The organism is Streptomyces sp. NPDC046821, from assembly GCF_040645335.1.
Taxonomy (GTDB): Bacteria; Actinomycetota; Actinomycetes; order Streptomycetales; family Streptomycetaceae; genus Streptomyces.
On the sequence record NZ_JBEYYB010000003.1, the window covers coordinates 390,333 to 403,808 of the forward strand.

General features: G+C 71.5%; 15 protein-coding genes. 7 read left to right on the forward strand and 8 right to left on the reverse strand.

Annotated elements, in window-relative coordinates:
• The first annotated feature begins 260 nt into the window (after positions 1-260).
• The 4 genes from ABZ893_RS08335 to ABZ893_RS08350 all read left to right on the forward strand — a co-directional run bounded on the left by ABZ893_RS08335 (position 261) and on the right by ABZ893_RS08350 (position 2,589).
• Entirely contained in the window at positions 261-1,037 is a 777-nt protein-coding gene (locus tag ABZ893_RS08335) for a hypothetical protein (RefSeq protein ID WP_361398744.1), read from the forward strand.
• Between the two features lie 42 nt (positions 1,038-1,079).
• Positions 1,080-1,256, forward strand: coding sequence for a hypothetical protein (locus tag ABZ893_RS08340; RefSeq protein WP_361398747.1), 177 nt, complete (start codon positions 1,080-1,082; stop codon positions 1,254-1,256).
• A gap of 311 nt (positions 1,257-1,567) precedes the next feature.
• Complete coding sequence (locus ABZ893_RS08345) at positions 1,568-1,954, forward strand: PPOX class F420-dependent oxidoreductase (protein ID WP_361398751.1); 387 nt, start codon at positions 1,568-1,570, stop codon at positions 1,952-1,954.
• A gap of 134 nt (positions 1,955-2,088) precedes the next feature.
• The gene (locus ABZ893_RS08350; RefSeq protein WP_361398753.1) at positions 2,089-2,589 is read left to right on the forward strand and encodes a GNAT family N-acetyltransferase; all 501 of its coding nucleotides are present in this window, start codon (positions 2,089-2,091) and stop codon (positions 2,587-2,589) included.
• 62 nt (positions 2,590-2,651) lie between these two features.
• Here the strand turns inward: ABZ893_RS08350 and ABZ893_RS08355 are convergent, their stop codons facing one another.
• Together ABZ893_RS08355 and ABZ893_RS08360 are read right to left on the reverse strand one after the other, a co-directional pair.
• Positions 2,652-3,236 (reverse strand): hydrolase, encoded by a 585-nt coding sequence (locus tag ABZ893_RS08355; protein ID WP_361398756.1) that lies wholly within the window; start codon positions 3,234-3,236, stop codon positions 2,652-2,654.
• 65 nt (positions 3,237-3,301) lie between these two features.
• Positions 3,302-3,757, reverse strand: coding sequence for a MarR family transcriptional regulator (locus ABZ893_RS08360; protein WP_361398758.1), 456 nt, complete (start codon positions 3,755-3,757; stop codon positions 3,302-3,304).
• A gap of 343 nt (positions 3,758-4,100) precedes the next feature.
• Here ABZ893_RS08360 and ABZ893_RS08365 point away from each other — a divergent pair, with 343 nt between their 5' ends.
• Positions 4,101-4,598, forward strand: a complete 498-nt coding sequence (locus ABZ893_RS08365; protein WP_361398762.1) for a peptidylprolyl isomerase — start codon at positions 4,101-4,103, stop codon at positions 4,596-4,598.
• Between the two features lie 162 nt (positions 4,599-4,760).
• On the opposite strand, the gene ABZ893_RS08370 is transcribed toward ABZ893_RS08365, so the two are convergent.
• The 3 genes from ABZ893_RS08370 to ABZ893_RS08380 form a co-directional block, all read right to left on the reverse strand.
• Entirely contained in the window at positions 4,761-7,001 is a 2,241-nt protein-coding gene (locus ABZ893_RS08370) for an FUSC family protein (RefSeq protein WP_361399020.1), read from the reverse strand.
• Between the two features lie 249 nt (positions 7,002-7,250).
• Positions 7,251-7,706: a cyclic nucleotide-binding domain-containing protein gene (locus ABZ893_RS08375; protein WP_361398764.1), complete on the reverse strand. Its 456-nt coding sequence runs from the start codon at positions 7,704-7,706 to the stop codon at positions 7,251-7,253.
• Positions 7,707-7,879: 173 nt separating this feature from the next.
• Positions 7,880-9,004 carry a cation diffusion facilitator family transporter gene (locus ABZ893_RS08380; protein WP_361398767.1) on the reverse strand — a complete coding sequence of 375 codons (1,125 nt, stop codon included), beginning with the start codon at positions 9,002-9,004 and terminating at the stop codon, positions 7,880-7,882.
• Between the two features lie 65 nt (positions 9,005-9,069).
• On the opposite strand from ABZ893_RS08380, the gene ABZ893_RS08385 reads away from it, so the two are divergent.
• On the forward strand, positions 9,070-9,435 hold the full coding sequence (locus ABZ893_RS08385) for a metalloregulator ArsR/SmtB family transcription factor (protein WP_361398770.1): 366 nt from the start codon (positions 9,070-9,072) through the stop codon (positions 9,433-9,435).
• A gap of 402 nt (positions 9,436-9,837) precedes the next feature.
• Here the strand turns inward: ABZ893_RS08385 and ABZ893_RS08390 are convergent, their stop codons facing one another.
• Positions 9,838-10,365, reverse strand: a complete 528-nt coding sequence (locus tag ABZ893_RS08390) for a cupin domain-containing protein (protein WP_361398773.1) — start codon at positions 10,363-10,365, stop codon at positions 9,838-9,840.
• Positions 10,366-10,491: 126 nt separating this feature from the next.
• Entirely contained in the window at positions 10,492-11,124 is a 633-nt protein-coding gene (locus ABZ893_RS08395) for an alpha-ketoglutarate-dependent dioxygenase AlkB (protein ID WP_361398776.1), read from the reverse strand.
• Positions 11,125-11,204: 80 nt separating this feature from the next.
• Between ABZ893_RS08395 and ABZ893_RS08400 the strand changes: the two genes are divergently transcribed.
• Positions 11,205-11,864 (forward strand): ATP-dependent endonuclease, encoded by a 660-nt coding sequence (locus ABZ893_RS08400; RefSeq protein WP_361398779.1) that lies wholly within the window; start codon positions 11,205-11,207, stop codon positions 11,862-11,864.
• Between the two features lie 159 nt (positions 11,865-12,023).
• Here the strand turns inward: ABZ893_RS08400 and ABZ893_RS08405 are convergent, their stop codons facing one another.
• Positions 12,024-13,466 (reverse strand): HAMP domain-containing sensor histidine kinase, encoded by a 1,443-nt coding sequence (locus tag ABZ893_RS08405; RefSeq protein WP_361398782.1) that lies wholly within the window; start codon positions 13,464-13,466, stop codon positions 12,024-12,026.
• Positions 13,467-13,476: the final 10 nt, after the last annotated feature.

A 13,476-nucleotide genomic window follows, 5' to 3' on the forward strand; every position in this document is an offset into this window, starting at 1 on the left:
CCGGGCACGGAGGACACATGGCAACGGGGGGATGGGGACCGGCCAACGGCCCCGGGAACAACGGAGGGCAGCCACCGGCGGGCCCACCGACGGGCCCCGGCTGGGGCAACCCGTACGGTCCACCCCCGACCGGTCCCCAGGGCCCGCCACCGGGAACCGGCCCCTACGGGCCTCCGCCGGGAGCGGCACCCGGGCCTCCGCCCGGAGCCGCGCCGCACATCCCGCCCCAGGGCGGGCCGTACCCCTACGGCCCGCCGCGGGTGCCCCGCCGCCGAAACCCGCTGCGCCGCGTCCCGTTCGTCAACATCATCTCCGGGATCATCCATTCGGCACACCGCGCGGCGGACCGGCTCTTCGTGCAGGACGACGGGGTCCGGATCAACGACCCCGTGGTGATGCGCGTCCAGCTCTTCCGCTCGGTGCTCGGCCTCCTCGCCACGCTCGCCCTCGCCTTCTACTACGGCAAGGGCACCGACGCCTGGCACGGTGCGGCGGGCGACGGCCTGGGCAACCTGATCATCACGCCCGTCCTGCTCATCGTCACAGGACCGCTCGTCGTCCTGGGCTTCGTCCTGTACGCACCGCCGCACCTGCGGCCCTCGCTTCGCTCCCGGCTCAAGGTGCCGCTCAAGACGGTGGCCTGGTATGTGCTGGCGGTGAGCATCTTCGCCGGGGTGCTGGTGTACGCGGGCACCAGCGACTACCTGAACACGCTCCCCAAGTGGGCGGCCGCCGTGGTCGCCTGTGTCGTCGTGGCCCTCTTCGTCTGGGGCCTGCCGTTCCTCTTCTTCGCCTCGCTCTACTCGGCGAAGACGTCCTTCAACACCGCTCACGTGCATCCGATGCTGCCCGCCGTGCTCACCGCCGTACTGGTCTGGGTGGTCGCGGTCTTCAACCTGATCCTGGAAGGTATGCCGGAAGGCCCGATGGCCGCGCAGCTCTGCTCCCTGCTGGGCGGCCCGCTGTCGGTCACGGCCGTCTCCCTTTGGGAGCTGCGGAGGATGCGCACCCGCCATGGAGTCACCGTGCGTGGCTGATCTCGGCCGCATCGTGGTGGCCCACCGAGGAGTTGACCCTGAGTGACCCAGTCGCACGGACAGCAGATTCCCATGGACCCCGCAGGCCCGCACCGCGGCGGCCACCGGCCGCCGGCGGGGCGCAGACCCCGGGCCCTGCGCGAGTACGGCACGCTCCTGATGGCGGTCGTGGGGCTCGCGCTGTCGCTCAGTACGTTCTTGGCGATGGCCCTGCGCTGACGCGAGTGGCGATGGCCCTGCGCTGACATCCAGGACCGGCGGGGCGTCGCCGCCCGGACGAGCCACGACTCCAGAAGCGCCGAAGGCGTCGGCGCTTCTGGAGCCTTCAGGCCATGCGCGCCCCGATCTGGATGCCATGGAAGGGGCGCGCGGCGTGATCATCGTGACGGGCCCGGGGGCTGAGATGCGCACGGTTCACCCAGATGCGGAGAAAGCTTTCACCATCTTCACAATTTGTCGCGACGCCCCTACCCGGAGTGGCTGCCGCCTGGCCCGGCCGGGGCGGGGCAAGGCGCCGTAGACTTTGACTCATGGATGTCACGCGGCTCGCGCGGCTCGGCGCCGGGAAGTATCTGCTGGTCACCAGCTTCCGGAAGAACGGCAGTCCGGTAGCGACCCCGGTCTGGGTGGTCAGGGACGGGTCCTCGCTCGGCGTGTGGACCCCCACCGACTCGTGGAAGGTGAAGCGGATCCGGCGGCGCGGCGATGTGCTGGTGGGGCCGTGCGACGCCCGCGGAAACCCGACCGGTGAGCAGACGCCCGCCACGGCCGAGATCTGCACTCCCGAGGTCACCGCCCGCTACCGCACCCTGATCCGCAGGAAATACGGCGTGCTCGGCGCAGTGACGCTGGCGGGCAGCCGCGTGCGGCGGGGCCTGCGCGGGACAGTGGGTATCCGCATCACACTGGCGGAGTGAACACGGCTGGGTGCGGGCCGCGTCCGGGCCACCAGGTCGATCAACTCGAGCGAAAGCAGGGCCAATTGGAGCGGCGAGCCGTTGCGGTAGACAGTCGTGCGAGTCTTTTGAGCCAGGCGGGAGGAGCGCGGGTCATGGCGACGGCCATGACGACCGAACGGCTCGAACTCCTGCCGCTGGACCCCGAGTTCGCCGACGAGATGGCCGTCGTGCTCGGCGACCCGGCGCTCCACGTCTTCATCGGCGGAGAGCCAATGTCACGCCGAGAGCTGCGCGAGCGCTACCAGCGCCTGGCCGGCGGTTCGCCCGACCCTGCCGTCTCGTGGTGCAACTGGGTTCTGCGGCTCAAGGGTGACGGAAGCCTGGCCGGCACGGTGCAGGCGACGGTCGTGCCCGGTGACGACGGGCTCGACGCCGAGATCGCCTGGGTCGTCGGCGTGCCGTGGCAAGGGCGCGGCCTCGCGACCGAGGCGGCGCGCGGCCTTGTCGACTGGCTGCGGCAGCGGCCCGTACGCACGCTCGTCGCGCACATCCACCCGGACCACGCCGCGTCGGCCGCCGTCGCCGCGGCCTGCGGGCTGACGCCCACGGACCGGACGCACGACGGCGAGGTCAGGTGGCAGCGCGACCTCTGACACGCGACCTCTGACACGCGACCTCTGAAATAGCGCGACCTCTGAAATAGGAGGAGCGGTCGTCAGGCGCGGGTCTTCGCCAGGAGCTCGATGATCTCGGCGGTCGTGCCGGACTCGCCGAGGCGCGGGAAGATCCGCTCCAGGCTGTTGCGGTGCGCCTCCGCGTCCAGGTCCGACATCGCGTCCGTCGCCAGGGTCACGTGGTAGCCGTGCTCATAGGCGGCGCGGGCCGTGGACTCGACGCCGATGCTGGTCGCGATGCCGGTCAGCACGATCTGCGTGACACCGCGGCGGCGGAGCTGAAGGTCCAGGTCGGTGCCGAAGAAGGCGCCCCAGTTGCGCTTCGTGACGGTGATGTCGCCCGGGTGACCGGACAGTTCGTCCACGACGGTGTCCCAGCCGTCGGGCCGGGCGCCGGTGCGCGCCACGGCTTCGTTGCGCCCCGGCGCGACGTCAGCCCCGTCGGGTGCGAAGGTGACGCGTACGAGGACGACCGGCAGGCCGTGCGCGCGGAAGGAGTCGGCCAACTCGACCGTGCGGGCGACCACTTCGGGGCCGGGATACGGGGTGGTCGGCGCGGCGACGATGCCCTTCTGCAGGTCGATGACGACGAGCGCGGTGCGGGCGTCGAGGGTGGTGAGTGCCATGGGGGACCTTTCGGGGTGGGGCGAGGTGCCGGCGCGGAAGGGCCGGCGGGTGGGGGGTGTTGCTGTCAGGCTTCGGTGAGCCGCTCCAGCAAGGTCAGTGCGGAGACGATGGTCCGGCGTTCGTCCTCCGTGTAGCGGTCCTGGAGTTCGCGGGCCAGCCATTCGCCGCGGGCCTGCCGGGTGCCCTCGGCGCGTGCGCGGCCGGCCTCGGTGAGGGTGACGAGCCGGCGGCGGCCGTCCTCCGGGTCCGGGCGGCGCCGGATCAGGCCGTGCTGGTCGAGCCCGGCGAGCGTGGCGGCCATCGACTGGGGCCGGACGCCCTCGGCGGCGGCGAGCCCGCTGGCCGTGGCGGCCTCCGTCTTGCCGAGCCGGTTCAGCGCGGAGACCTGGGGCGGCGTGAGGTCGTCGCCGTCGGAGACCTCCCGGAGGCGGCGCAGCAGACGGCTGAACAGCACGCGCAGCTCACGCGCGGCGCGGTCCGCGGACTCCGAGACGCCGTCCGCGCCGGAAATGCTGGTCATGAGCTCACGCTAAAACCTTCAGTCCAGACTGTCCAGTTTGGACTGAAGGTCTGGGGGTGACAGTCCGTGTGGCCGGCAGCTTCCGGCGGGCTGTACGTCACGCTGACGCGAGCGGGCGGCGTACCCCATTGCGCCTCAACAGCCTTGCCCCGAGCGGGTGTTGGAGATCCCGGCCCTTGCTTCCCGTCACCTCACGTACGTACGAGCAGAGCCCCGTACGAACAAGAGGCGCCGATTCTGGGTCGTGGGAGTGGCGGGCCGAATGAGTGGACGCGGCGTGTGCGCGGCGTGCGAAAGCCGGGCCGAGGAGCGCGCCGGGCATGGGGAGTGCAAGGATGGCGCCATGGCAATCAAGGCATATTTCGACATCACCATCAACGATGAGCCCGCCGGGCGCATCAGCTTCAACCTCTTCGACGACGTCGTCCCGAAGACGGCGGAGAACTTCCGCGCCCTGGCCACGGGTGAGAAGGGCTTCGGCTACGCCGGGTCGTCGTTCCACCGCATCATCCCGCAGTTCATGCTCCAGGGCGGCGACTTCACCGCCGGTAACGGCACGGGCGGCAAGAGCATCTACGGCGAGAAGTTCGCCGACGAGAACTTCAAGCTCAAGCACGACCGTCCGGGCCTGCTCTCCATGGCCAACGCGGGTGCGAACACCAACGGCTCGCAGTTCTTCATCACCACGATCGTGACCGACTGGCTCGACGGCAAGCACGTCGTGTTCGGTGAGGTCGCCGACGAGTCCAGCATGGAGCTCGTGAAGAAGATCGAGGCCCTCGGCTCCCGCAGCGGCGCCCCCTCGGCCAAGGTCACCATCGCCGAGTCCGGCGTTCTCTAAGTTCTCTCAGCTGCGACGCGACGCCTGACCGTCCGACGGTCGGGCAGCCGGCAGAGCGACGGGCCGAGGCAGCCGATCAGGCCGCCCCGGCCCGCTCCATTTCCCGACTCGGGCCCGCCCCCCCCCGTTCGAGACCTCGCACCCACCATGCGTACGGGGGCCTCAGACCCGCTTGGCCCCCGCCTTCACACCCGCCTTCGCCTCCGCCTTGGAACCGGCCGCCCGCCGCACATCGGCAGCGGCCCCCGCGACCGGCACGTCCAGCGGCCTCGCAAGACCCACGACGCCTTCGTCGAGGCGCTGCAGATGCCGCAGCACGCGGAAGGTGACCGTTCCGGAGCGCAGCGCTCCCGTCCCGTCCGCCTCCAGCATCGACGCGATGCTCGCGCCCACCTGGACCTCCCCGGCGGACTTCTCGTCCCGCACGTGGGCGTCGATCACCTCGATGTTGTGCGCGAGGCGCCGCCCGGCCCGCTCCAGGCGCGGATCGGCCGCGATGGTCTTGCTGTACGGCACGAGCTCGGCCGTCGCCGCCAGGGAACGCGCGTGATAGGCGCAGGTCTCCAGAAGCGCCACCAGATAGCGGGCCGTCTGCCGGCGCACACGCAGCGGCGTGATCGGGTGCGTCAGCGGCTTCGTGGAGGCGCGCAGATCGTCCAGGGCGGTGTCCAGGTCCCGCGCCTTGTCGAGCAGGTCGACCGCGGGCCCGCCGCTGAGCTGCTCCACGGCGGCCGACGTGACGTCGCCGAGCCTGGTCAGGACCGTGCTGAGGAGTTCGTCGGTACGGCGGTCCGTGTGCACCGGCAGGACGACCACGGCCGCGATGATGCCGCACGCGGCGCCGAGCGCGGTCTCCTCGATGCGCAGCACGAGCACGTCCAGGCTGTACGTGTTGAGCAGGGTGTACAGCATTCCCAGCATGGCCGTGACGAAGAACGACATCAGGGCGTACGACAGCGGCGCGGTGAAGAACATCGCGAAGATGAAGATCAGGACGAGCGCGAACGCCGTCCAGGTGTGGTTGCCGACGATGCCGGCGAGGATGACACCGGCGATCACGCCGAACACCGTGCCGATGAGCCGGCGGTAGCCCTTCACCAGGATCTCGCCCGTGGACGCGGTGTTGAGGAAGACGACCCAGCACGTCAGGACCGCCCAGTACCAGCGCTGGGTGGACAGGAATTCGCCGCCGACGATGGCCAGGGCCGAGCCCACCGCGACCTGGAAGGCGGCGCGCGTCGTGGGCCGCTGGAACCCGGTGGGGGCGTCCTCGTCGTCCTCGTCCTTCTCGGACCCGATCGCCAGGTCCTCGGCGTCTATCTCCTCGCGCGAGCGCGTCGTTGCCGGGCTGTCGTCCGACTCGTCCTGCGGCCCGTCGAGGGCGAGCCGCAGACCCAGGACGGCGCGCGCCGCCTCACCTATGCCGCGGTAGACGTCCTGCACGGCGGCGGACCCGCGCGGCAGGTTGTCCTCGTCGCGGTAGCCGAGCAGCCGGTTACGGACGTGGGCGAGCGCGGTGCCGCGGTCACCGGACACGGGACGGGCGACCAGCAACTGCAGGGCGTTCAGATCGCGCCGCAGGGTGCGGGTCGCGTCGTCGTCGCCGTACAGACGCTTCGACGGCTCCGGCAGGGGCGCGTGCGGGAGGTGCAGGGTGAGGGTGTCGGCGCGTTCGGCGCTGCGGGCGTTGAGCAGCAGGACGCCGAGGCGTTCGGCGGCGATCTCGGCGTCGGCGACCCTGCGCTGCACGAGGGACGCGGTGGCGGCGTCGCGGGTGCCGTCCTCCAGGCGGCCCTGGATCATCAGCGCGGTCTCGTGCAGGCGCGCGGTGCCGCGCCGCAGATCGTCGAGGACCTTTTCCAGCTCGTCGGGCCCGGCGTCGAGCAGTTCCGTCTGCGTGCCCACCAGCTGCGCGAGCCGCGCCCGGAACGCGTCCCGCAGCCGGCCGAGAACCCGCTCAGGCGTCTCCGGTACGACGGCGAAGCGCACGACCGCGCTGCACACGAAACCGACGGCCAGCGTCGCGTACGCCTGGGGCAGCGTCGCGACCGTCGCGTTCACGAACAGGGAGATGAAGTAGATCTGAAAGCCGATCAGGCCGAGTGCCGTGCCGCGGTCACCGAACCGGCGGCTGTAGACGGCACCGAAGATCAGCGCGACGAAGAAGAGGTCACCGCCCACGACCAGGTTGTGCAGCAGCGCGGCGAGCGACATCGCCGCGAGCGCCACGGGCAGCCCGAGCGCGAGTGTGATCGCCTGGCCGCGTACGTCCTTCTCGCGGATCGCGAAGGTGGCCACCATCGCCGCCATCGAACCCGCCACCATGTGCGGCACATCCGTACCGAGCGAGGCCAGGACGCCCAGGGTGAGCGCGATCGCGCCGACCGTCCGCAGTCCCGCCATCAGCCGCAGCAGCCCCGGATCGGACGCGACGAACCGGTCCCACGCGCCACCCCTCCCCGTCAGCCGTGTCACTGCCCTCACCGTGCCGCACTCTCCTGATCCAGCCATGATCCGCAGACGCCTCAGCATCCCATGGGCGTCAACACCGGTACGCGCCGGAGCCCGGCGAGGTGAGAGGCGGTACGCGAGTGTGGGCGACGGCCCTCCCGGGTCAGGGAGCCGGCCCGGCCCCTCCCAGAGCGCGGGTGATCAGATCTGCTGCGTCCGGTGCGCGGCGTACTCCTCCATGAGTCTGGTGCGCGTCGCCCCGAGCCGGTACGCGAGGATCTCGGCGACGGTTCTGATCAGCGTCACGCCGAGCGCGGTGTCGAGGTCGCACAGATTGAGAACGGCCTGCGCGTCGAACTCGTAGGCGCGTACGGGACTGAAGGCCTCGGCTCCGAAGTCCCACTCGTGCGGCGGGAACAGCCAGGACCAGCCGAGCAGGTCGCCCGCGCCGAGCGAGGCGACGGTCACGCGCCGGTGCTCGGTGACCCTCTGGTCGAGCGAGACCGCGCCGGAGCGTACGACCCAGAACCGGTCGGCGATGCCGCCCTCTTCGAAGATCCGCTGGTCCTCGGCGAACGACACCTCCCGGGCGAGCTTCATGAGCCGCTCACGGTGCGCGCGTGGAAGGGCGGTCAGCAATCGTGTCGCGTGCGTCATGGCTACAGGCCTCCTCGCCGAGGTCCGGGCTCCCCCACCTTCCATTGGAGCCGCGTCCCGGCGATTGAGCACCCCGGGGGAGGTACGGAAACGGCGAAGGTGCGCAGCGTCGTGCGACCGTCGCCGTCGGTGTCCGTCGGAGGGGGTTCGGTCACCGTCTTCAGGCGTGGTGACTACGAGGTGTGGTGGGCCAGCGGCGCGTGCGGGTCCGGCAGGCCGGGGGCCGGCGCCGGGTCGGCGTGGACCAGGGCGGCGGTGAGCTTGGGGACGGCGTGCAGCAGAGCGTGTTCCGCGGCGACGGCGACCTCGTGCGCGGCCCGTACGGAGAGCGCGCCGTCGACGACGATGGCGACCTCGGCGCGCAGCCGGTGCCCGATCCACCGCATCCGCAGTTCGCCCACGGCCATGACGCCCGGCACGTGCAGCAGGGCGTGCTCGGCGGCGTCCACGACGGCCGGGTCCACGGCGTCCATCACGCGCCGGAAGACTTCCCGGCACGCGTCCCGCAGGACGAGGACGATCGCGGCGGTGATGGCAAGGCCCACGATCGGGTCGGCGAGCCGCCAGCCCAGAGCGGCGCCGCCCGCCCCGATGAGCACGGCGAGCGAGGTGAAACCGTCCGTCCGCGCGTGCAGCCCGTCGGCGACCAGCGCGGCGGAGCCGATGTCCCGGCCGACGCGGATGCGGTAGCGGGCGACCCACTCGTTGCCGATGAACCCGATCACGGCGGCGGCCGCCACGGCGGGCAGGTAGTCGATGTCGCGCGGGTTGACCAGCCGGTCGACCGCCGTCCATGCGGCGAAGGCCGCGGAGGCGGCGATCGTGAGGATGATGACGAGCCCGGCGATGTCCTCGGCGCGTCCGTAGCCGTAGGTGAAGCGGCGGTTGGCGGCGCGCCGGCCCAGGACGAAGGCGACGCCGAGCGGCAGCGCGGTGAGCGCGTCCGCCGCGTTGTGGACCGTGTCGCCGAGCAGCGCGACGGAGCCGGACAGCACGACGACGATTGCTTGCGCAACGGCGGTCACTCCCAGCGCGGCTAGGGAGACCCACAGTGCGCGCAGGCCTCGCGCGGAGGCCTCCAGTGCGCGGTCCGTCTTGTCGGCGGTCTCGTGGGAGTGCGGGGTGAGGACGTGCGCGAGCCGATGCCGCAGGCGAGCCGCCCGGGATGCGGGGGCGTCGTGACGGTGCGGGTGTGGGTGTGGGTGTGGGTGCGGGTGCGGGTGGGCATGGCCGTGGCTGTGACCGTGGTCGTGGTCGTGTGTGCCGTCCTGCGATGTGTCTCCGTACTGAGGGCTCACGGGCCGAACCTTCCTGGGCTGCGGGACGGGTGGACATCAGGAGGTGACCGTTCCATTATGTGCGTATGAGCGCACGCACGCACCTATCACCTGCGCATGGTGCGCACCCGCGAGACCCGAGCGACGACCAGTTGGTCTACGCGGCGGAGCTGCTCGGGCTCCTCGCCGACCGGACGAGGCTCGTCCTGCTGCATACGCTCGGCCGTGGCGAGGCGGACGTCACGACGCTCACGGAGGCCTGCGGCGCGGCCCGCCCGGCCGTGAGCCAGCACCTGGCGAAACTCCGCCTCGCGGGCCTGGTCACCGTCCGGAAGGACGGACGCCGCATGATCTACGCACTGCCCGACGGACATCTGCGCCAGCTGGTGGGCGAGGCGCTGAACTTGGCGGACCATCACCTGGGCGCGGTGCCGGCTGTCCCGGAAGGCTGACCACCACCTCGGCGCGGTGCCGGATATCCCGGAAGGCTGACCGGCGGGGCCTGCGTGCATCTGGGCGGCGCGAAGGCTCGCGGTGTTGCCGAACCGTCCGAGTGGATTCACCAGTAGGGGTGCTCCGGCGTCTTGCGGCCGCACCCACTGAGTGCCGCTGCCTCTTTAACGGAGAGTTGCCATGCACCCTTTGGGGGCGTGGCAAGGTGCGCCAAGACCTACGTCGCTCAGCTGGCAGAGGTCGAAGAGTTGTCCCCCTCACGCCCTCGCACCACCGAGGCCCCGGCGTCTTCGACATGCTCCGGCAGCCGGAGAGTGAATAGGTCACGGACGATGAAGCCGACCGGATCGCGAAGGCGCTGCGGGGCCGTCTCGGTCCCGGTCCGCGGGCGTGAGGCTGTGTCAGTTGCCGTCCGCCGACGGTGAGTTCGGGTCCAGTACGTACAGCTCCGGCAGGTTCACCACGATCGCCTCCTGCGTGCTGCGCGCGATCACGACCACCGCTTCCTCGTCCGGGCTCGGGTTCTCCTCGCGGTGCGGGACGAAGGGCGGGACGAAGATGTAGTCGCCGGGTGAGGTGCGCAGTCGGACCTCTTCGGGGGTGCCCGTGGAGTCGTCCAGGAACACGAACTCCGGGTGGCCCTTCACGACATGGATCGCCGTCTCCGAGGCGCCGTGATGGTGGTTCGAGGAGGCGGTCTCCGGGGCCACGTGCGTCTGGCCCATCCAGATGCGTTCCGAACCGACGGAGCTTCCGCTGATCGCCGCGAACCGCCGCATCCCGCCGGTCTGCGCGGTGTCCGCGTCCAGCTCGCCCGCCCGGATGTGGTGGAGCCGCGCACGGAGCGGGGCCGGAGTGTCATGGTCGGGGAGGTCGGGGTGGAACGCGTCGTGCTCGGGGGAGTCGCCGACGGGTGAGGGTGAGGTCATGGCGGTCCTAACGGGGGCGGCGCACCGCCGGCTCGCTCGATGCGCTCAGTGCTCAAGATCTTCGGCCGACCGTAGAGAGCGGCTCGAAGTGATGTCAAGGAGTGCCCAGGGGCGCCGTCCGCAGGGTCACCGCACGCCGTCCGGCCGGAACTGGATGCTGATGCGACCGCCCGTGGCCCGCGTCGACTTCGGGATCGCGTGTTCCCAGGTCCGCTGGCAGGAACCGCCCATGACGATCAGGTCGCCGTGCCCGAGGGGTCGGCGGACGACGTCGCCGCCACCGCCGTGCGGGCGCAGGAGCAGGTCGCGGGGTGCGCCCACGGAGAGGATGGCGACCATCGTGTCCTCGCGGGCGCCCCGGCCGGTGCGGTCGCCGTGCCAGGCGACGCTGTCGCGCCCGTCCCGGTAGAAGCACAGGCCGGCCGTGGTGAAGGGTTCGCCCAGCTCGTCGGCGTAATGCGTCGACAGGGCGTCCCGGGCCTCGACGAGGACGGGGTGCGGGAGGGGTTCACCCTCGCCGTAGTAGGCGAGCAGGCGCGGCACGTCCACCACCCGCTCGTACATCTGCCGCCGCTCGGCCTTCCACGGGACGTCGGTGGCCAGTCGTTCGAAGAGGGCGTCCGCGCCGCTCAGCCAGCCCGGCAGCAGGTCGATCCAGGCACCGTCGCCGAGAACGGTCCTGCGCACCCCGTCCAGAGGGCGCAGCCGCACGTCGTCAGCCTGGTCGAACAAGGACCCCTGGAGCATGTGCGTCGCCATGCGGACAGCGTACTCCTTGATTCGAACGCGTGACCTAATTCGATGGACGTGGACACACCATGCACTGCGAGACTGGGCCTGTGGACGAGATGAGGCGGTTCCGTCGGGCGGCTGGGGCGTGGGCAGCGCGCGGAGGGGAGGACGGGCCCGCGGCTGACCTGGCCCGGGAGCTGGCGGTCGCGGCCGGGGTGCGCAAGGTCGTCCTGGTCGAGGGCGAGAGCGATCGGGTCGCGGTCGAGGCGCTGGCCCGGCGCCGGGGGCGCGGGCTCGACGCGGAGGGTGTCGCCGTACTGCCCCTGGGGGGTGCGATGAGCATCGGGCGGTTCCTCGCCATGTGCGGCCCGGACGGGCTCGACGTCACCGTCGCCGGACTGTGCGACGCGGGGGAGGAGCACTACTTCCGGAGCGTCCTCGAACGAACCGGGCCACGCCCCCACCTCACCCACGCGGACATGGAGGAACTCGGCTTCTACGTGTGCGTCGCAGACCTGGAGGACGAGCTGATCCGCAGCCTCGGCGCGGACATGGTGCAGGAAGTCCTGGGCCTGGAGGGCGACTTGAGGTCTTTCCGTACGTTCCAGAAGCAGCCGGCGCAGCGGGAACGGGACGTGGACCGGCAGTTGCGCCGGTTCATGGGCACGCACAGCGGCCGCAAGGCGCAGTACGCGTACTCCCTTGTCGAACGGCTCGACCTCGACCGGGTCCCGCGCCCCCTGGACAAGCTCCTCGCGCACGTCTAAGGCGGCCGGTATGCGGCGGGTGGTGCGTTTGGCCAGGATCTGTTCAGGTTCCCGTGTCAGCCTCGGCGGCCATGACCACCGAAACGCGGACGCGCCGGGCGCCGGACCGAGGGCGGCTCATGCTGAACAAGGTGCCCAGAAGCTGCATGAGGCGTCTTGTCAGCCGAACGGCAGGCGTACGACGAAACGGGCTCCGCGGTCATCGGGGGGATCGAGGGCGATGTCCCCGCCCGCCGCGCGGGCAAGCCGCCGGGACAGTGCGAGCCCGAGGCCCGCTCCGTCGTGACCCTCGTCCGGGCAGGCGCGACGACCGGGTTCGAAGACCGCCTCCCCGGCCTCGGTGGGCACACCGGGACCGTCGTCCGTGACGGACAGCTCGACGCCATGGGTCGTCGCCGCGCACTCCAGGACGATCGTCGACGCGGCGTAGCGGCGGGCGTTGTCGAGCAAAGGCGTCAGAATCCTGGCTATGACCGCGTCGGAGGCGCCCGCCGTCATCGGCGCACCGAGGCCCGCCCGCACCACCAGCTTCGGCGTCTCCGGGTGGTCCCGCCCGTACTCCTCCACCAGCTGCTCGGCGTAAGCGGGCAGTTCGCATCGCCCCGGCGTGCGGTCCGTGCGGGTGCGGGACTCCGAGAGGAGCGTCTCGCAGATCTGCCACATGGTCGCCGCCGAGTCGGCTATCACCTCGTGGGACGCCTGCTGACCGGCCCGGTCCCGGGGGCGGGAGGTGAGCCACTCCGTCTCGGCGACGATCCGGGACAGCGGTGTGCGCAGCTCGTGCGACAACTCGGCCATCTGCTGCTGCTCGTGGCGGAGCACGGCGGCGAGCCGGTCGAGGAGCTCGTCGAGATGCCCGGCGAGCGAGGCGAGTTCGGCCGGGCGGCCCTCCGTGCCGAAGCGCTCGGCGGCGCCCCGCTCGCTCCACCGCGCCGCCTGGTCACCCATCTCGGCGACCGGCCGCAGAGCCCGGCCCACCATCTTGCGGGTCACGAGAGCGACCCCCGCGAGCAACAGCACGCCCAGCGTCGCCGAACCGACGAGCGCGGTCCGCGCGGTGCTGCGGTACGGATCGAGGCTCACCGAGACCACGACGGTGCCGATCAGCCGGCCGTGATGGATCACCGGACGCGAGGCGAGCCGCCACGCGCTGTCCGAGGAGTCTCCGGTGAAGGTGGTGACCCGTCGCGCGAGCCCGTCCGCGTCGCGCTGGAGGACGTCGGGCGCGCTCGGCCGCTCGATGGCGGCCCGGCCCTCGTAGACCCAGGCTCCGACGTCGAGTGCGCGGTCGTCGGCCGGGTCGCGGATCACGAGCTTGCCGTGTCGCGCCTCCAGGGTCGAAGCGACCGCCGCCGCGCGGGTGTGCAGCAACTCGTCGGCCTCCCCGCGCAGCCGGGCCGACAGCGCGATGTTGAAGGCGATCGTGAGCAGCGCGACCCACGCCGCCGTGGACACCAGCGCGAGCACGGCGAGCTGACCGCGGAGAGTGTGTGCGGTGAGGAGATCACGGAGGGACCGGGCGGTGAAGAGGCCACGGAGGGTACGCGCGGTGAGGAGTTCACGGAGGGCGCGTGGGGCCAGGAGTTCACGGAGGGTACGCACGGTGAGGCGC